The 20,208-nt window shown below is 27.7% G+C and carries 14 protein-coding genes; 10 read left to right on the plus strand and 4 right to left on the minus strand.

All coding sequences use genetic code 11. The features are described from left to right. Positions 1 to 2,655: an N-6 DNA methylase gene (locus tag ACQ654_RS23055; protein ID WP_430412702.1), complete on the minus strand. Its 2,655-nt coding sequence runs from the start codon at positions 2,653 to 2,655 to the stop codon at positions 1 to 3. An 856-nt stretch (positions 2,656 to 3,511) separates the two neighbouring features. Between ACQ654_RS23055 and ACQ654_RS23060 the strand changes: the two genes are divergently transcribed. The 10 genes from ACQ654_RS23060 to ACQ654_RS23105 all read left to right on the plus strand — a co-directional run bounded on the left by ACQ654_RS23060 (position 3,512) and on the right by ACQ654_RS23105 (position 18,851). Beyond that, complete coding sequence (locus tag ACQ654_RS23060; RefSeq protein WP_430412703.1) at positions 3,512 to 4,681, plus strand: hypothetical protein; 1,170 nt, start codon at positions 3,512 to 3,514, stop codon at positions 4,679 to 4,681. Between the two features lie 3 nt (positions 4,682 to 4,684). After that, positions 4,685 to 7,186, plus strand: coding sequence for an NACHT domain-containing protein (locus ACQ654_RS23065; RefSeq protein ID WP_430412704.1), 2,502 nt, complete (start codon positions 4,685 to 4,687; stop codon positions 7,184 to 7,186). 165 nt (positions 7,187 to 7,351) lie between these two features. Further along, complete coding sequence (locus ACQ654_RS23070) at positions 7,352 to 11,194, plus strand: hypothetical protein (RefSeq protein WP_430412705.1); 3,843 nt, start codon at positions 7,352 to 7,354, stop codon at positions 11,192 to 11,194. Positions 11,195 to 11,277: 83 nt separating this feature from the next. Further along, complete coding sequence (locus ACQ654_RS23075; RefSeq protein ID WP_430412706.1) at positions 11,278 to 11,829, plus strand: hypothetical protein; 552 nt, start codon at positions 11,278 to 11,280, stop codon at positions 11,827 to 11,829. 11 nt (positions 11,830 to 11,840) lie between these two features. Beyond that, the gene (locus tag ACQ654_RS23080; RefSeq protein ID WP_430412707.1) at positions 11,841 to 12,554 is read left to right on the plus strand and encodes a hypothetical protein; all 714 of its coding nucleotides are present in this window, start codon (positions 11,841 to 11,843) and stop codon (positions 12,552 to 12,554) included. A 29-nt stretch (positions 12,555 to 12,583) separates the two neighbouring features. After that, positions 12,584 to 13,435, plus strand: a complete 852-nt coding sequence (locus ACQ654_RS23085; protein ID WP_430412708.1) for a hypothetical protein — start codon at positions 12,584 to 12,586, stop codon at positions 13,433 to 13,435. An 18-nt stretch (positions 13,436 to 13,453) separates the two neighbouring features. Next, positions 13,454 to 14,377: a hypothetical protein gene (locus ACQ654_RS23090; protein ID WP_430412709.1), complete on the plus strand. Its 924-nt coding sequence runs from the start codon at positions 13,454 to 13,456 to the stop codon at positions 14,375 to 14,377. A 74-nt stretch (positions 14,378 to 14,451) separates the two neighbouring features. Next, entirely contained in the window at positions 14,452 to 15,195 is a 744-nt protein-coding gene (locus ACQ654_RS23095) for a hypothetical protein (RefSeq protein WP_430412710.1), read from the plus strand. Between the two features lie 297 nt (positions 15,196 to 15,492). Continuing rightward, a complete protein-coding gene (locus ACQ654_RS23100) occupies positions 15,493 to 16,764 on the plus strand; it encodes an SIR2 family protein (protein WP_430412711.1) in 1,272 nt (423 codons plus the stop codon). Further along, positions 16,764 to 18,851, plus strand: a complete 2,088-nt coding sequence (locus ACQ654_RS23105) for an ATP-binding protein (RefSeq protein WP_430412712.1) — start codon at positions 16,764 to 16,766, stop codon at positions 18,849 to 18,851. Before ACQ654_RS23100 ends, ACQ654_RS23105 begins: the two co-directional genes overlap by 1 nt. Positions 18,852 to 19,316: 465 nt before the next feature. Here ACQ654_RS23105 and ACQ654_RS23110 read toward each other — a convergent pair whose 3' ends face one another. The 3 genes from ACQ654_RS23110 to ACQ654_RS23120 form a co-directional block, all read right to left on the minus strand. Continuing rightward, a complete protein-coding gene (locus tag ACQ654_RS23110; protein ID WP_430412713.1) occupies positions 19,317 to 19,481 on the minus strand; it encodes a hypothetical protein in 165 nt (54 codons plus the stop codon). 173 nt (positions 19,482 to 19,654) lie between these two features. Further along, a complete protein-coding gene (locus ACQ654_RS23115; protein ID WP_430412714.1) occupies positions 19,655 to 19,843 on the minus strand; it encodes a hypothetical protein in 189 nt (62 codons plus the stop codon). 13 nt (positions 19,844 to 19,856) lie between these two features. Beyond that, positions 19,857 to 20,204 (minus strand): hypothetical protein, encoded by a 348-nt coding sequence (locus tag ACQ654_RS23120; RefSeq protein ID WP_430412715.1) that lies wholly within the window; start codon positions 20,202 to 20,204, stop codon positions 19,857 to 19,859. Positions 20,205 to 20,208: the final 4 nt, after the last annotated feature.

Genomic DNA, 20,208 nt, shown 5'->3' on the forward strand with positions numbered 1-20,208 from the left:
TTATACTTCATGTTGTTTTACTGCAATTTGAAGCTGTTTAATGATAACATCTATACTTGGGATTCGATTTCTTTTAAAACGCTCCCAAAGATCATACAATGAACCAATCACATCGGCAAGGTGTGGTTGGTTTTCTTTTGTAGGTGTTTCGTATGAAGGTTTTTCTTTTCGTCCATTAATAAGCACTACCATTTTTTCCTTTTTTTGGGATGTATTTTTGGTCAGAATTGAACTGTCTAAGTTGATAATGTCACGAATATGGTAATATCTACAAAGCCAATTTAGAACATCTCGGTAGTATTTAATTTTTCCTTCTTCATCAAAACAGATATGCCCATTTAATACAATGACAGCGTTTCCGTTATCTTTTAAGTTTAATAAAGCAAGCGCAATTACAAATGCCTGCTCACGCAAGTGACTCGCTAAAAAATATGCTTTCCCTAAGTATTCTTCTATAGTATCAAGTTTTTCATTTTTTGTTTTTGTTGATTTTATAAATGGCGGATTACAAACCACTATATCAAAGGATTTGTGCATTGCTTTCGGAGTTGGTTCAAATGGATTGTAATCTGTAATGGTTTTAAAACGTAAAAAGTCAAGGAATTTTTTTTTTAGTTGAGATATTTCATTGGCATGCGTTGCACTCGCTTTTGCACCCACTAATAAATTTCCACTTCCTGCGGTGGGATTGAAAATAGAAGTAGCTGTCTCCATTTGTAAATATCTCGCAATCATCATCGCAATAGGTAAGGGGAGAATGTGACTGTGTTCAAATCGCTGTTTATCATTGGTAAAGCTTCTGTCAAATTGTAAGTTTCCCCAAAAATGTCGCATTCCATCTATCCAAACATAATTTTCATCATAAAGGTATCTGCTTCTGAAAAAATCAATGGCACTTAGTTCAATAGCTTCTCCAAGAATTTCATCATTTGGCACTTCTTTTTGTTTGCCTAGACTTTCCACTTGTAGAAGTGTTGGTTTTTTATGTTTATAGTATAGAAGACTCATGCCTGCAACAAAACTATCAAAGTGAAACTTAGGAATTTTTGGTGTAACAATCATTTCATCAGTATCTATAAAATCAGTTTCTTCAAGTTGTTTGGCTAGTATACTTTCAATGTAGGCTTCAATACACTTTTTTGAGACAAATAAAGCGTCTATTTGTTCTTGAACATGTTTACGTTTTTTGATAAGTTCAGTGTATGAATAATCTCGCAAGCTTTGCCCTGTTTTTAAATCGATCAATTTTTCAGAAAACTTTTGTAGTTGACGATCAATGATATCTGTTCCTTTAGAAAGATCAGCCATAGGTCTAAAGTTCTGTATCAAATACAACCAGCGATACTTTTGTTTCTTATTATCTAAAATTTGTTGAAGTGTTTTTACAGAAACATATCCTTTAATTAAACTTACATAGGGATATTGTAAATCAACAGGATAACTAATATTTTTTAAAATATCAAAACCATTTATTTGCCAATGTCTGTTAAGTTCACGGCAATTAATATTGATACCTAAATTGTCAATTTTTTTTAACTGTGATATTTCAAAAAGTTCATATTCAAACAATCTATCTAACGTTTCAATAGTAACTTCAAACAATTGTGGAAATTCAATTTTTAGCTTTGGTATGTGTTGCAAAGGAATTGCACCTTTTTGAAAACATTCATGTACGTATAATGGAACAAGTACATTATTCACTTGATACTTCGTAAATACAAGATCGGTAGTAAACGATTTTATTTCAAAAGATTCGTTTGTAAAATCTAAAAGTGGACGCATTGCGATCGCTACACTCCCTTTAAAACAATTCGGGAAATCTTCAAACCATTCTCTATACAATCGAATGATGTGTTTGAGTTTATTTTGACGAAGCGTTTCTAAATTCATAGTAGAAGCTTCCTCAATTTCTGTAATTAACGTTTGAATCAATCGTGTATCAGTAACTTTAGTAGTTTGTTCAATAGATACTAATTTGTCGATTACTTCTAAAATCAATAGTTTATCAAAATCAGTTTGATCGTCCAAAATGCCTGTTTCGATAATTTGATTAGTTTCAATGGTATTTTTTATCTCAATTGAACTATCAGAATTTTTATCTTTTTGAACATCTTTGACCAATTCTACTAAAGAATCCATGAATTTAATAGGAATAAAAATTCCATCTTCATCAATGTCAATAACTTTCTGCACTCGCAATAATGTTCTTGCTCTTTCTTTATAATTACGAGGGAAAACGGTAAGTGAATCGAAATAATTCCCAAATGTGTGTCTAGCAAATCGTTCAGCAATTATCGTAGCGACTCTTTTATAATTTTCAAAAATGACATATTCATCTTCTATAATTTTATCATCTTTTTTGAAATTGATATCGACGATACAGAACTTTAAATCGTCAATCTTTTCAAAGCTTGGCTTGTAAGTAGGATATATGATAATAGATTTCCAGTCTTCTTCATTTTCCATTGCTTTTTTGAGATGATGAGCAAAGCATACGTAGGCAAAATGAAAATCAGCATACCATTTGGTTTCATCTTTAAAAAAGTGTTTGAATCCTAATTTTTGCAAAAATGTAATTAATTCTTTGTCTATAGGGTTAGAGAATATAATTTCAATTCCGTTTTTAGCCTTATTGTGTATTACTTGTACATTCATGTTTTAACAAATTAGTGTTGAAAACACTAAGCTAAAAAGCGCAATTCAAAAATCATTTGTCAACTTTTGGTACTTGAACCATTAATGTAGCTATATTTTTAATTCAGTATTAAAAAATGACCTCAAATGATAGATTCGTATTGAATTCTTGACCTATTAGTTGATTGCAACAAAATTACGTTTAATGACAAAAAATAAAATTTGAATTCTATTTTTTAGATATTCCAAATCAAAATATTGTCCATGCTTTTTTTTCTTAGTGTTGAAAACACTAAGCTACGAAGGGAAATTGGAAAATCATTTGTAAAATTTTGTGTAGTACACGTAGATTGTATGAAAGGAATTGTAGAAGAGTAAATATATGACTTATTTTAACTAATCAGAAAAAGCTACCTACTTCACTATCAAATAAACCAATAACCAATAAACAGTGATTATCCTATTACTAATAAATTAGATTTTACAGTAGTTGTGATTGTATTTAGTAGGAATAATACATACAATCAAACTTATTGATGATTTAAGAAAGCTAATTCATCAGTTTGATTAATAAATATTCAGATAGGTAGAAAACATTGAAGTATTGAGTATACATAGATCGATCAGATATACATATATAACTATTTGAAGAGAATCGGATTAGTTCCTTCAAATTAATATTATATTTCATTTAAATAGTTATCATTGGTAAATATCTGTGTGTTGATTTTAAGGCGATTACGCTAAAGTGTTTTAGGTAAATCTTATAGTATTACGGGAAACCTCATTTGTGAAATATAATCTTTATCTTATATTTATGTAAAATTTAGATTAAATGTTTAAAGTGAATTTTACGTATAAAATATAGAGGTAATTAATGGGGGTTTCAGATTTATTATCACTTATTGGTCTTTTTTTAGCAATAATTGCCTTTCTCGATAGTAGTGAAAGAAAATTTATTCTTAATAAATTTTCTAATCGAGATTTCTTTTTAGTATCACTTTATCTAATATTAGTAAACTATTTAATATTTTATCAATGGTGGACTAACCAAATAGAGTTTTTGAACTACTTTGAGTTTGAAGGGTTTCCTAATACAAATACTTGGGCATATTTCATTTCAATCATATTAATTTTTTGGTTTTTGTATAAAATAATGTATGCGTATTTTCCTAATGAAAACAAGGATAAAGTACTTCAGTTTTATAAATATCTCATCGCTAAAAAAGAGTATCAAAGTTTATTTAGTTATATAGAAAAATATGATTTCAAAAAATTGAGAAGCAAAAAAGTTGACTCTTTTCAAGTTATTTTGCTAGAAGAAATAATAGGGAATAAGTTATTTTTAAAAGAGACTGCCTCTTATAATTTTTTTTTCATAATTGAATTATTAAATACTAATGACAATAAAGTCCTAGAAAACAATTTTATATACTCACAACTTACAGATCAAAATAGTTATACATTGATGAATATAGAATCTCCAAATCAATCTTTTTTTAAATTATTATTTCATAATGATGAATTCTTTTTAAAATCAATTGATCACAATTTAAGGCATAATATGTCAGATTTAATTTTGCTTAATAAATACATTCTAAAATTCTATTTATTCACTTCTCAAAAAAAAATAGTTGAAAATACAGAAGTTATTGAGAATGTATTTTTAAAAATTATAGAACTTAAGAAAATTCACATACTAAATAAGTATTTTAGTAACTTCAGTAAAACTATTGTATTTGATAATAACAATAGTGACTCTTTTGCTTCATTATTTGATTTAATTGTGAATCAATTAAATCAAAGTTTAATAGTATTTGAAAATAATGAAGAATTAAAATTTTCATTTAATATCATATTAGATTTTAGTTTAAATCATTATGAAAAACCATATTTGAAAACTAAAGTAATACAATCTCTTACAACTAAAATAGATTCTGAAAACTTCATAGAATTCCGAAAATCATTATACGAATGTTGGCGAAAATCAAAAAAAGAAAATGAAAGCTTCAACAACAATATTATAGAAAAGATATCAAATTATTAAATTATGGAAAGAAAAATAGACTTTTACAAGCATCTACTTGAAGATTATAATACAAGTAGTTCTGAATTTAATTATTTCCCTAATAAATCTTTGAATAGTCATTCAGATCAAGGTGTTATTAGTTATGATTATTTTGTTGAAAAAGATAATAGACGAAATGAGAATAGCATTCACTTGTTTTTTAATAAAGGAGCTAGTTCAATTGCTACTGCTAATTACCTTAACATTCAACATCGTAAGATATTTAAAACAAATGTTTTTGTTTATTTATCTAGGAATAAGTCGAATAGTCCAAATCTAATCGATAGAATAAAAAAAATTATAACACCAACACATATTGATTTTGTTGAGGATATTTTAAAAGAAATAAGCGAAAAAAAAACAGGTATTAATTTTTCTAAAGTTGAATATGATACTCCAAAAGTATTTATCAATACTACTATTTATGAAAAAGACTTAAAAACTGATGAAAAGGTATATAGAATTGCAGATAAAGAGTTTATTAATTCTTGGTATAAGAAAGAAAATAGCCCCGTATTAGTTTTAATAGGCAAAGCTGGAATTGGTAAAACAACAATAGCACAATATTTTTCTAATACTATTACTAACGAAAATGAAAACACCAAAAATATATTAATCAACTCTGTCGAAGTTAAAAGAAGGCTGATTGATGACTATAAGGATAATTCTAAAATAAATTTATACGACATTTATCAATCATCTATTGATAAACAAAGCTTTTTAGATGAAAAATACTTTAGATATAATTTAGATACAGGAAATATATTTCTGATTATTGATGGTATTGATGAACTTATTTCAAAAGTTAATAATTTTGATATTTCAGATTTTTTGGATTCTGTAAATGAATATAATCAACAAATAAAAAATTCAAAAATAATTATAACATGTAGAAACGAGTTTTGGGATGCAACAGATCACAATGTTCAAACATTAAACTTGTTGTCATTTGATATTGAACAAACAAAAGAATTTTTTCATAATACATTTAATAAGGAAAAAAATAAGCGCAAATACGATAAAGCTATAAGTTTAGCTGTAGATTTTCATAAGAATAATGATGAGAAAACTAAAAATATTTACCATCCTTACGCATTAGATTTGATTACAAAAATAACTAGAGATGATGTTTTATTAAAAGAGGAACTAAACACTAGAATATTGAATCCAAAAAAAAATACAACGGATTATATTATTGCAAAAATGTGTTTTAGAGAGAATTATTTACTAGGTAAATCAAGAATTACAAATCTTAGTATAGATGAGCAAGTAAAGGTTTTTCAATATATATCAATAGTTAAAAATGGAGTTACAAACCTTGAAGAACTTGAAGAATCTGTATTTTTTGGGATTAATAAAAATATAAGTATATCCCAAGATTTTGAGACAAATAAACTTACAAAATCTTTTTCTTCACATCCTCTATTAACTGAGTTTAATGGTACAATAAAATTCACATATGATTTTTTAGTCGATTTTTTTAAAGCTACTTATTTAGCTTTTTATTTAGAATTAGAATTAGATAAACTGATTGAGATTGAAGATGATTTTTTAAAAATTTTAGAAGACTGTTCTTTTGGTTCTCAGTTGGTTTTAGACATAGCAGAGAGAGTTAAATCATGGGGAGATAAAGAAGTTACATACATTCAATTCTTAATAGAAAAAATTAGTGATTCAAGTTTTTCCATGAAAAAAAAGGTAAAGCTTTATTCTGGAGTTTTTAATATTGTTTATGAAATAAATAAGAAGTTTTTAAAAGATGAAGGACTAACACCCAATAAGATTGAAAATACTAAATTATTGAAAAAAGTTTATGGAGAAGATAAGGTTAGACATTTATGTATGTTCAATATTTCAGAAAAAATAGAGTTCAATTTTACAGGAATAACTTTATTTGAAAATTGCCATTTTTATAAATATGTATCCTTTTGGGGTAATACAGATCATAAGTCCAATAAGTTTTTAAATTGTAGTTTTCGTGAATTAGGAATAAAGAAGACATCAAATAAACCATTAGAATGGATCATTGATTTAAATTATACAAATTTTGGTTTTAACAGTCAATCAATTTTTAACCTTTCATCCTATGTGGGAATGGATTCTGAATTTTTAGAGCAGTTCAATAAGTCTAAAGGTAAAGATATATCCATACAAGAACAAGTAGCTATTCTAACATCAAGATTTATAGATTTTTTTTGGCGTAGAAACTATTTACAATCACAAAATTATACTGTATCTGATACTTCGTGTAAAGTTCCTTTTGTTCAGAAATTCAGAATATTTTCTGACCTCCCTGTTACTTTAGATAAATTTATGGAATTAGTAAAAGAGTTAGAGTTAATTGAATTTTCTGATTATCAAGGGATTAAAAAGATTAATATTTCAAAAAGATATAGACCTGAAATTACTGAATATTTAGTTCAAGGCTCTTTTTCAAATATTATTTTTTTATTAAAGAAGCGCCTCTATGAAATGGTTAGATAAAAGTGCTTTATTAAATTCCGTATAAGTAAAAATTTAGTCATTTAATTTTTAGAAATAATTAAAAGAAGTAATTATTTCGTATTCTCAAAATTCAATTAATTGAGCTAAAAAGCAAATTAGTATTACCATGAAAATAAAAAATAATTGTATTCGATAATATAAAAAATGCAACTTACAATCAATTATTCTGTTAAAGAAAAAATCAAATCATTAAGTAAGCGAATAGCCTATTCCACTTCAAATACTAGACACTCTGCTTATGTCGATAAAAACATAAAATCAGAAAATCTTCAATATAATCTTTCTTTACTATTAAGTCATATTATCCTGAAAATTGATATGCCAGATAGAAGTAAAGCATCTTTTTTTAAAATTATAGATGCATATAATCTGCAAAATAATACCAATCTAAAATTTGAGGATTTTAAAAAAATAAATTGGATACGTGTAGTTGCTGATGAAGTTTTACTTCCTGAATTAATACGTCATCTTTTGTGGAATATAGAATATTCAGAAAACAGAAAAGTTGATATTCCCGAGAATAAAGAACACATTTCTGCTTGCCTTAAAAATTATTATAATACATGTTTTTATGATTACAGCCTAACAATCAAAAAAAGTTGCTTACTTCAAATTTTAAAAAATCATTCAGTAAAAAATATCACAGTTGATTGGCTACTAGAAAAAGAAATTATAGCTATTCATTCAAATACAAAAATATATATTTGGAAAGCACACAACTATATACAGTACTTAGGAGATGAAATTATAGCTACACTTTGGCTACTAATTGGCGGGAAAAAGGCTACTGAAAAAAAGTTTAAAATATTCTTTAAGTATATTAATAGAGTTGGACTTTGGACACGAAATATAGAAAATTATTTGTCGGAAAAAAATATAGCTAAGATTAGTGAACATTCAATGTCTTTTTTTAATGCTGAAAATGATTTTCAGAATACAGATGTAGAGTTTGAGAAGATTTGGTTTGATGCTCCAAGATATACTCACAGAAATATAAATACACCAATACCCGAAGTTAAGTTTGATTATAAGAGTCCTTATGACTTTATTACTAGTATTGAATACCATGAAAGTAATTATCCTAGTGTTTTTGACCATCAAAGCATAAGAAGTGTTTGCCATTTATTGTTCAATATAATGATCGTTAATGAAAAAAAAGAGCATGTCTTTTTTGGAAATTTTATTGAAATACTACAAAAGATTACTCATACTCCTTTAATTTGGATTTTATATGAAAAAATAAGGCGTGATTTCTCTATTTTAATACCATATCTGCAAACTAATCTTGAATTGATTCCAATTGCATTTAAACTGATAGATGATGTTGAAATTAATCAAGATATTTTAAAAGAACAATCTGATCGTGAGTTAAAATTTGCTGATAGTTGTGAATTAAAAAACAGTCTTTGGTTTGAAATGCTAAATTTAACATTTGAACTATTAACTTCTAATCAAGTTGACGTAAAAATAAAAGGAGAAGTTTTATCAAAAATTTTGATTGATTTATCAAAGAAAGTATTCATTAGTAGATCGCATCGTGTCAATGGAAATACAGTACATAATTCTTTAGATAAACGTTATCGTAAAGCGTTAGAAACATTGAAGCAGTATAGAGTTCATGAAACAAATAGTTTTCCTATTAAGCCGATAAAATCAAGGTTTGTTTTTGATATATTACCTGCTATTATAGCTACACTAATAGCTGAATTTTATTCTTACAGGCATTATAGATCAAATCTAACGACTATAAATTTAGCACTTATTGACGTATCTGTCGAATTCCTTAAAATTTGCGACCTTAAAATCTTAGAAAAAGAAGTTTCTGAACAAATAAAAACAGAAATATTAGCTTCTAAAAATCAATTAATATCAGCATTAAAAACCTATCTGAAAGAATTTCAGATATTAAACGAAGTGAGTATTGACTTCTACGAAGCTATTCCTAAAGAAAATAGAATAATAAAAAGAGGATACAGTGAATTTGGTTTAGAAATAATCGATTGGGGATATTTATTATTGCTTTTCAAGGAAAAACTATTATTACAGTCGTATTTTGATATATTTAAAAAAAGTATTGTGTTTAATACAGCATCACATGAGTATGACGACCAGAACATAGAAGTATATCACAAAATTAAACACTTCTTAAAAGTACTAATGCTAGGTTTTGTATCAATCAATAAGAATAAAGACAAGCATGGAATTAATAACTTACAAGTAGCATCTACGCTCCATGAACTGGAACTAGAAATAATAGACTTATCGCTGACTTATTCAAGTAATCAAATTGATAAAGGTAAAATAGATGCTTTCGGTCAAAGATTTGACTTATATACTTCTAACCTTTATTTCAAAAGTCTATTGGAACTTTTGTATGAGAGTATCAATTACTTTGAAACATACGATAAAGCGGTTTTTAGTATCCGCTTTTTTGAAGATTCTAATGATGTCAGCAGAATGTTAAGTGCTGTAAATAGGTTAGATTCAACAAAACTTAAAAAAATTATCTCAGATAGGATTAATAATATTGATATAAAAGAGTTTTTAGATACAGTTTTTTCTTTTACAAACTTACAAAACACATTAATTGAAGCTGTTAATTCAGATTATCATTGGGAATTAGCAACACCATTAATAGAAGAAATTCAAAGACACTTATTACGTATTAATAAAAATGATTTTAATACTCAAATGCTTTTATTTGAAGTAAGTCTTCTGTTAGCTTTTAAAGAAAACGATTTTAAAAAATTAATAAACATTCCCATACCTAAAAAGGAATATTCTGTTAATAAAATCAATACAAAAGGGACTAATTTAAAGCAATTCTTTATTGCCATTTTTAATTTATATAACACTGAAAATTATGTAGAAGCCATTGAAATTCTTAAATCATTATTAACTAATGAAGTAAAGAATATTCGTTTTGCTTTTCATCTATATAGAGCAGAAACTCTACAGGCATTCAGCTTAAATAATACAACTCAACTAAAAAATAGTAAGAAAGATTGGAATGATTTTGTGAATAGGCTTTCAGCAGAAGAAAAAAATGGGCTTGTAAGCTATTCAGCATCATTAACTACAATCAATATTTACCATTATGCATCTTCCAAAGATTCCATTAAGTTTGACCAAATAATAAATACATTAATTCCTAAAGATTTATATTATGAATCTTTTATTGAAATTATATATAATCATTACATCAATAGAGGGCTTCATGTAGTGGCTTTTGATTATCTAATTAAAGCCCAAGATTATTATTCAAAAAATGAAATAGAATTGCCATCTATTATTGAGAAGCTAAGGCAACAACACTTTAATGAAGAAAATCTAAATACACTTAAAATAACGTTAGGAATTTTATCAAGTATAAGCGCAGAAAATATTCCTAAAGTATTACCAAATAACTTAAATAGAGAATTCACGCTCAATCTTTTCATCTTAGAAGAACTTATTCAGGCTTCAAGAGTTATGATGGATAAAATTGAATCCATAAGACAAATTACAGGTGAAAATCGTTTCAATGATTTATTAGTAGCTATTTTAAAGCTACGTTTTCCTATTTGGGGTTGGAATATCACAGACCAATCAAGAATAGGAATATCTGCTGGTGGAAAAGATGCTGGCTCTGCGGATATAGTCATTGAATCATCAGGTAATCAAAACATAGCTTTGTTAGAAGGTTTAATTTTACGGGATAAGGATTATACAGAAGAACATATTCTAAGGTGCTATAAATACTCAAAATCACTTGACTTGTATTTTATGGTGGTATACATTTTAGGGAAAGATACAGATTTCACAAAACAATGTAACAAATACAAAAAACATATTAAAGATATGGACTATCCCTCAGACTTTTCATTTAGCAAAACGCTATTAGATATAACTTCTGAATTTAAAAATGTAGGGCATTTACAAATTCTAAAATCAATTAGTTCAGATAAAAAAGTGATGTATCATTTGATTGTTAATCTAATACGCTAATGAAATCAAAAAATAATATTTAATAAAAAATAGAAATAGCAATATAGTACAAGTGACTTCATTGCAATTAAATTTAAGAATTAATGAATTTAAAAAAGTTTACTACTGAAATCGTTAAAGAATGGAACAGGCGTCCTGTAACTGAAGGCTTGAATAAGACAATGGGAACACCTCTAATAACCATAAATAAAGATACTGGTTTAAAAGGAGAAAAGACGGCATTAGAGCATCTTCAAAGAAAATTTGAAAAAGACGGATATAAATTTACACTCACAGATTATAGCAAAACCCCTGCTGATATAATAGGTTATAAAAGAACTTCAAAATATTGGCATTTTGTATTGTATCAAGTCAAAACCTCTAAAAATATTAAAAAGCTTACTCCTGAAATCTCTGAAAAATATTCACTTCCTGTCTTAGCAGATATAGTAAAAGATGTTTTCAAGGTTAGTGTAGAAACAAACTACCATAAACAAAAAGGAGCGTATATAACTTTAGGGTATTTGGGAATACGTCACTCAAAAAAGGGAAACAGAGTTGTAAAAAAAGTTGCCTATGATAAAGAAAGGACGCTTAACGGATTATCATTAAGTTATTCCGAAAAGCAAGATTTGAAAAAATTATTACATACCTAAATATTACTCACATGAAGAAAGAAGATCCAAAGAAACTCATTCCTGATAATTTGTTAAAGAGTTTAAAAGAATTAGAAAATGATAAAAATGAAACTATTAAAAGAGGAGATAATGTATTGCATTTAGAATTTTTGGGAGAACTCTCAGAAGAAGAATTGAAGGAGATAGAAACAAAAATAACAGATGCTAACCTTGAATTAAGCTATTATAATAAAAGTGGAATCCCATATGCATCATTAGAGGAGTATAGTTTGGTCACTTTTTTTATAATTAATCAAGCTTTACTGCTAGAAATTCTTAAAAATGCAGGAATGAATGCAACTTGGGATGTTATAAAATGGTCTTTAAAGTATGGATGGAATAAATTACGTGGCAAAAAATTTAATAAATATCAAGGTGGTAAGCTAACAGAGAAAGAAACTAAATTTGGTTTTACCGCTCAATTAGATAAAAATACTAGCATAAATCTTGAATTAAGTGGTCATCTTGATAATGAACAAATTGAAACTGTATTAGACAAAGTTCTTGGTTTTATTGAAAAGCGAGAACGAAATCAATCTTACAAGACGCCTAATTATGCCATGTATGATAAAATAAATGAAGAATGGGTTGAAATCGACGTTATGGAAGAGATTAGAAAGAAGTCCAAAAAAAAGAATAAAATGCTTGATAAAATTATCAAACAAAAAAAGAAAAAGAAAAAAGGTAATAAAAAGGATAAATAAAGAAGTTTGGTAAATTAAAAAATAGAAGTTTGAAAAAAACACTACATCATTTTGTGCATACTACACAAGAAATCAATGGTAAAGAAGTTACGAGTGAATTTCTAGTTCCTGATGTAATCGATCATACTCAAATGTTTATAGGACTATCATCTGGAAAAAAATACAGTAAAGCTACTATAGTGGCAACAAGTAGGGCTTGGGACGAAAAAGATTTACTTAAACTCTTAAAGAGAGTAAAAACAATCGGTTTTTTTGGTAATTCAAAAAAGAAATTCCTTTTAAAAAGATATATAGAACAGCTCATAAACATGAGAAAAAATTATAGTGATCTCGTAGTAGCTTTAGATCAAGACTTGAATCTTATCCGTATCGATTCTTTTAGTAATTTCATGAATAAAAAAAGCCTTAAACTTACACAAGAAACAGATGTAAAAAAGCAAGCCTATCGAAATTTATCTAAAATATGTCTTAATGAAAAAGACTATTTACAAGCTGAAATAATAATAAATAAGCTAAAGAATTATGATGGGCATTGGAAGCATGACAGTACTTTCAACTTTCTACTGAATCAATTAGAAAAGAAAGATATCTATTTATTTCTATGTTTTGATTGGAAATACTCAATAATAGATTTCTATGCATTTATTAAGATGGTAGTTAAAAAAAATTATAGATACAATCTTGAATTAAAATATCAAAATAATTATTCCAATAAGTCTACAATATCTTCTAAAGGTTTTTTCTTAAAATATAAAGACCAATTAAATAAAGAAGGTTTTGATTATTGTTTATTGGAGCAAGATGGCGATCAGTATGTAATTTTGATATGTGAGATAAATGATATCATTAATGTACAAAACTCAATTTCTATAATTGAATAATTAAAATACTTTTAATAAATGAAAATACTAACTAAAATTATATTACTAACGATTATGGGCTTTTTTACTTCGTGTTTCGGACAAAAGGAAAAACATATTTATCTGGCTGGTTGGGAAGCAGAGTTTAATGGAGATGCACAATCTCAAAAATTTCTTAAAACTCAGGTTATTGATAAAAAAACTGCAAATAATATTTGGTCATCAATTCATCTTATATTCAAAAATAATAAGTTAATTAAAGCATATGATATTGATGAAGGACATAAAACAGAAAGAACATTAAACGAAAAAGAAATAGGTTTTGAATATCAAGAATTAAAACCGAATCAAATTTTTAGCCTTAACCAAGCTTTGAAATCAGAAAGTTATCTAGGTGGCGAGATACCCAAAGAATTCACAATTCCTAAATTTGAATTTAATGCCCCTTTTCAATACTTAGGTAAGTTTTCTAAATCAGATGATGCTTTTAATTGGTTGCCTTTTGATGTACACATAGTAGCGCCTATTTATCTAAATTTTGATAAACTCTTTATTGATTATTCTGATCCGCTTAAACCAAAAGTTTTAAATATTGAACAGCTTAAAGAAACTGATAACTCCTTTGATGATTTAAAGTCAGATTCAGAAATAGTTTTTGAAAAAACATGTATAATTACAAAAAAGTCAAAGAACTTTGAGTATGGTATGGGGCATACTGGTGTTCCAAATTGGATACAATACCCTGATATTCCAACTTGTCCCAAATCAAAGAAAACTATGAAATTTCTTTGTCAACTCACTTATGATGGACTTAATATAAAGACAAAAAGATCGAATATAAACCCTAAAGAAGAATGGTACAAGCAATATTTTGATAAAATGAATTTTTGGGGAGACGGAGACTTATATATTTTTTTTGATCCAGTGAGTAAAGTAGCGTGCTATATAATTCAAAAAACATAAAAAGTCTTTCAGATGATTTTGATTTTGAGTAAGAAAATTGTAGTTTTAAAATAATTAAATTCTTAAAACCATCTATGTTAAAAGAGATTGAGAAAGCTGGAAAACCTTATATTTTTAGATATAGATCTGACAATGATTTTACATTAGATGAAATAGAAAATTCATATATCTACTTTCAAAAAAGAGAATTATTAAATGATCCATTCGACTCAACACCCGACTTAATTGAATTAAAAAAAAATGATCTCAAGAAACTATTCAAAGCATTTGAAGTCTTAGTTGGAAAGAAACAGGTAAAGTATATTGAAAAAAAATTAAGCCCAAAACAGTTAGAGGAAACAATAGTAGAGTCAATTCCTAATTTTATTAATAAACACGGAATAGCTTGCTTCTCATTACTACCTGGCGTAAATATGCCTTTATTAGCAAACTACGCCAATAATCACAAAGGACTATACTTACAATATAATATAGATTTAGATTCTACTTTTTTTAGAGGTTTGAGACTTATGAGCTATCAAAAAGAATTAAAAAAAATCCCAATTGAATTGCTTGAAAATGAAGAAGATATTTTTGAAATTTTTTATCTAAAATTAGAAGACTGGGCTTATGAAAAGGAATTGAGACTAATTAAAGAGAATTTTGGAAAATATCACATAAATAGAAATGCATTGCGTAATATAATTTGTGGATATAATTGTTCTGAGAAATACATTGAAAAAGTATTAAGAGCTAATAGATTAAATGAACACGTTTCTGTTTGGCAAATGGAAAAACCTTCTGAACATAATAGGTTGAAATTGAATTTAATAGCATAATGCTGTCCAACATCTATAAAATTGATTATCTAGTTTTAGCCTACTTGCGAAAACCCCATTTGATTTTCTATTATGTTTTTATTTACTAAATTAGAACTTGATCATACCATTAATCATATATAAATTGAAGTACATACTCCGAAAATTATGTTGAAACTTAAACCTTAACTAAAAAAGCCAACTGTGCAAATTGCACATTTAGTTTTTTGCCGACACAAAAACAAAAAAGCTATTTTATGCCAACGCTGGAAATTGAGAATAAATGTCTAAATTATAAAAACAAAATATAAATTATTAATGGCTGAATCTAAATTATATTTTTACAAAGGAAACGAAGAGATTTTGAAGAAAGTAAAAGTCGAATCAGACGAAAAAACTGAATCGGCTCTTCTAAATAAAATTCAAGATTCTTTTAATAAGGTTCTTGATGGAAAGAACCTATCCTTTCTTTTAGGTTCTGGCTGTTCTTCTTATCAAATTCTTAATAGTGATGAAGAGTGGGAAGAAATAGGCATACCAACAATGGCACCTCTTGCTAAAGATTTCTATGCCAACATACTAACAGAAGATGACCGAAATTGGCTAAAAGACGATGTAAAACTAGATATTACGTCAACAACATTCCAAAACAATTTAGAAACTTTTTCAGGCACACTTCACAGTCTTATATATTTCTATGAAACCACCAATCAAAATGGAACAGAAGAATTTAAAAAGGTCAAAGGCATCATAGATAAAGCAAGAAACTTCCTTTTAGAACAATGTCTGAATGAGACTAAACGTGGTAACGAAGATGACATAGATTTGGTAAATCTTTATAAAATGTTTTATCGCAAACTTTTATACAGAAATGCAAATCTTCCAAAACCTAGCATTTTCACAACGAATTACGATTTGTATTCTGAAATCGCACTTGACAGTTTGGGAATACATTACGTAAATGGATTTTCAGGTGGCATAAAAAAATATTTTAATCCAACCATTTTTAATTATGCTCTAGCTGAAAAAATGGATTTATCACAAGGTAAATGGAGTGTAATCGATAATTTTATTTACTTATACAAAATACACGGTTCTATAAACTGGATTCAGGACGAAGAACAGACAAAACTTTTTAGAGTAAGAGAAATTCAAGAAACAAGTTTAGAAAACCTCAAAAAAAAGGATGTTATAATGATACATCCTACACCTCTAAAACAAAACGCAAGTATGGGAAGTCCATATTCAGATTTATTTAGAGAGTTTCAGAAAAGATTAATGAGGAATAACAACATACTTATTTCTCTAGGTTATAGTTTTAGTGATGAACATATAAATAATCTTATTTATCAAGCATTTACGATACCGTCCTTTAGATTAATAGTGTTTGGAGATTTTACGAAAAGTGATGAAATCAAAAAACTAAAATCACTAAATGATCCGAGAATCTGGATTGTAGGCGGTAAGTTAGGAAACGGAGAAAGCCTGCATTATTTTAAGGGTTTTATTGAGCAAATATTGCCAGACTTAAGTAATGATGAAATTGATGACAAAATTGATAATGCTATAAAAACTCTATTCCCAAGATAATGAATAGAGAAGACAAACAAAGAGTAATTGGTAAAGTAGTAGCAATAAATTCAGACCGATTTACTGTAGAATTATTAGGGGGTATCGACAATTTTAATATTAGTGGATTTGATGATATACATTATTTTGCTCAACTCAACAGTTACGTTGTTTTGCCCTATCAAAATTACTTTATAGTAGCAGAAGTATCTGGAGTTCGAGAAAAAGAGCTAAATGTACCTTTCAGTAATCCGAAAGAACAAATTTTAAGCAAAAGCACTACTGGTAAATATTTAGAAATACTTCCTATCGGTACACTAAAACCAATAGATGATAAGCCAGATTATTTTAGATTTGATTTTGGAGTTAGTGTTTATCCTGCACTTTATACAGATGTTCTTTACATAAAAGAAAACGAACTTGATGCCATTTTTAATGTTAAAGAACAAATTGAGATAGTTTGCGAAAAACCAGACGAACATAAAGAAAAATGTGATTGTGAAAAAAGAAGATATATAACACTTTCAATTGGCACTTCCACTATATTTCCAGATTATGAAGTTAAAATTGACATAGATAAATTCTTTGCAGGACATTCTGCTGTTTTAGGAAATACAGGAAGTGGTAAATCTTGTACAATTTCATCAATTCTTCAATCTATTTATAAACTAAAAAATCATAGTGCAGTAGGAAGTACATTTATTGTTTTTGATGTCAATGGCGAATACAAACAAGCCTTTAGTGAGATATCCGAGAATACCGATATTGAAGTAAATAACTTTTGTATCGGTAGCACAGAAAAAGATGTTCAAGAGTTTGAATTACCTCATTGGTTTTTAACTATTGATGAATGGGCATTATTACTTCAAGCAACCGAAAAGACTCAAATACCAATCTTAAGAAATGCACTAGGTTTGGCAGCAATTTTCAATTCTGAAGATGATGTAAAAGACCTCAAAAATCACATTTTAGCAACCTGTATTAGTGAGATTTTAAGAGATGAAACAAGCAGTCCTTCTAAAAAGGATAGAATTACTTCAATTCTACAAAAATTTAATACAGAAGAAATTAATTTATCAAAAGAATTTTCTTTTATCGATGATGAAGGCAAAACTCATACACGTATTCAAATTGACAGAGGATATGTCTTGGATATTAACGTAAGAAATTGCTTAACAGTTCATTATGGCGAGATAAAAGGAATTCTTCATCTCATATCATATTTAGAACAAAACAATGAAGATGGTTCTTCTGTTTTTATTATTGACAATTTCCAAATGCCATCTTATGAGAAATATCAAAAGTTCGACTTCAATATTATTGAAGATGCTCTCGATTTAGCTCTGCTGTATGAAGAAGCACACGGAAATAGACATATTAGAGATTACTGTTCTTCACTTATAACAAGGGTAAAAAGTATTAAGGACAGAAAAGATTTTAATTTCCTAAAGAAAAACGATGGGAATATAGTAAACTATAAAAATAACCTTATTGGTCTTAACGATGTTGAGAAACAAAAACTAAAGACTAGTCAAATAATCGTCATTGATATAAGTGCAGTAGAAGACGAAATTGTAGAAGTTATATCCTGTGTAATATCTCGTATCATTTACGAAAGTGTTAAAGAAATAATACCACGAAACACATACCCTGTCAATTTAATATTAGAAGAAGCACACAGATATATTTCTAGGAATCCAATGGGAACTTTTTTAAAAGCAAATAAGATTTTCGATATAATCGCAAAGGAAGGTAGAAAATTTGGATTATTACTTTTAGTTTCTTCACAAAGACCAAGTGAATTATCTAAAACAGTTCTATCTCAATGTAGCAACTTTATAGTTCATAGAATACAAAACCCAGAAGACCTTTCACATATTCGACAAATTACGCCACACATTTCCGAAACAATTTTGAGGAGAATGCCTTCTATTCCGACTCAACACGCTTTAATTTTTGGACATTCAGTAAATCTTCCGACAACTTTTAAGGTTCACGAAGCAAAACCATTACCGAAAAGTGATAATAATAAAATAAGTGAAAATTGGTTCAGACAAAAGGGATTTTCATTAATGGAAAATGTAAAACCAACAGATGAGGAAGAATAAACGCCCACGCTTAAAGCCATACACATTTGCAATTCGCTAAAGCCAACGCTACACCAAAAATTGCAAAAGAGTATGTCTTGCCAACGCTCATTTCCGAACTAAAAACAAACATCGGAAAACCAAGCTGAACTTGAAAAGCTCTATACACAACAACAGTAACCTTTGCACAAACCTATAAAAAACATTAAAACCAATACATGAGGCTGTCTGAAAAGGTAGTTTTTTGTTACTTTTTTGCAGACCGTGTAAACATACTTGCACGCCATATGAATACCGTAAATGCAAAGTATGTTACTTTGTTGCGCACTAATTTTTAAGGTAGCAAAGCGACTGTAAAACTACCTACCATAGTCGCTTTGCTTATCTACGGGTGCATAGACAACGGTTATCTCCAACAAAACCGAACCTTGCGTAATTAGTATTACGAACTAATACACGTGTCTTGGTAACTAAATGTGACTATTATCATTTTTCTTTTAACTCTTTTTCAAGTTCCTCGTCTACTTCATTTTTTAGTGTTGGTTTTTGTTTTAGTTTAGAAAACAGTCTTACAAATACGATTACGACAATGATGATGAGTATAATTTCTATAACAATGACGCATACTAAAAACGTTTTATTTACATTCATTAGTTTGATATTTTTTAGTGTAATAGCTATCAATCGTAATGAATATTATTTTTTAAAAAAGCCATACATATAGCAGGCTATGCTATTGGGGGAGCATGGCTTTTCAAGAATACTCATGAAAAAAAAGTAAAATTATTATACAGTAGCGTTGCGTACTGTAAAAGAAAAATAACCTATTCGTTTTGAAGTTTTTCTATTTTCTCTCTATTCAATTCTGTTTGTGAATCCATTAGTTTAAAAAGTTTTAATACTAACTTTATACCAAGTACAATAACTGTAATTAAAAGAGCAATGATTACAATTTGATATATGGTTATAAAAATTCCGAATGTACTGAAAGAGTCATTTAAAGTTGTCTCCATAATTGATTTTTAGTCAAAAGTTAGTGTTCAATGAGTTTTTATTGTTGTTATCTTCAGGAAAAAAACGAACGATGACAATGGGTGTCAGTATACAAAAGATTCCAATGATTGATTTTGCTCCAAAACCTGCAATGAAATTCATCATAATTAAATAAAGCCCACTGATTAAAAAGGTAGCATTGGTTAATTTCTTATCCCAAATAAAACCAGCAAACACGTATGATATTCCAATGAGTGTAAACATTATACCATTTATAACCTGATTTGTTTCGGCACTATAATTCAGAAACCAATTCGATATTTTCCCAATAATTACAAGTAGTATTAAGAATCGAAAAGCTTTAATACATATTTCTTTCATTTTT

The sequence above is a fragment of the Kordia sp. genome, assembly GCF_965283645.1.
GTDB lineage: Bacteria > Bacteroidota > Bacteroidia > Flavobacteriales > Flavobacteriaceae > Kordia.

Bases quoted from the DNA above. Each gene is read 5' to 3' on its own strand.
- ACQ654_RS23065 (WP_430412704.1), top strand. From the start codon at position 4,685: ATGGAAAGAAAAATAGACTTTTACAAGCATCTACTTGAAGATTATAAT.
- ACQ654_RS23075 (WP_430412706.1), top strand. From the start codon at position 11,278: ATGAATTTAAAAAAGTTTACTACTGAAATCGTTAAAGAATGGAACAGG.
- ACQ654_RS23090 (WP_430412709.1), top strand. From the start codon at position 13,454: ATGAAAATACTAACTAAAATTATATTACTAACGATTATGGGCTTTTTT.
- ACQ654_RS23080 (WP_430412707.1), top strand. From the start codon at position 11,841: ATGAAGAAAGAAGATCCAAAGAAACTCATTCCTGATAATTTGTTAAAG.
- ACQ654_RS23070 (WP_430412705.1), top strand. From the start codon at position 7,352: ATGCAACTTACAATCAATTATTCTGTTAAAGAAAAAATCAAATCATTA.
- ACQ654_RS23095 (WP_430412710.1), top strand. From the start codon at position 14,452: ATGTTAAAAGAGATTGAGAAAGCTGGAAAACCTTATATTTTTAGATAT.
- ACQ654_RS23105 (WP_430412712.1), top strand. From the start codon at position 16,764: ATGAATAGAGAAGACAAACAAAGAGTAATTGGTAAAGTAGTAGCAATA.
- ACQ654_RS23120 (WP_430412715.1), bottom strand. From the start codon at position 20,204: ATGAAAGAAATATGTATTAAAGCTTTTCGATTCTTAATACTACTTGTA.
- ACQ654_RS23110 (WP_430412713.1), bottom strand. From the start codon at position 19,481: ATGAATGTAAATAAAACGTTTTTAGTATGCGTCATTGTTATAGAAATT.
- ACQ654_RS23100 (WP_430412711.1), top strand. From the start codon at position 15,493: ATGGCTGAATCTAAATTATATTTTTACAAAGGAAACGAAGAGATTTTG.
- ACQ654_RS23060 (WP_430412703.1), top strand. From the start codon at position 3,512: ATGGGGGTTTCAGATTTATTATCACTTATTGGTCTTTTTTTAGCAATA.
- ACQ654_RS23115 (WP_430412714.1), bottom strand. From the start codon at position 19,843: ATGGAGACAACTTTAAATGACTCTTTCAGTACATTCGGAATTTTTATA.
- ACQ654_RS23055 (WP_430412702.1), bottom strand. From the start codon at position 2,655: ATGAATGTACAAGTAATACACAATAAGGCTAAAAACGGAATTGAAATT.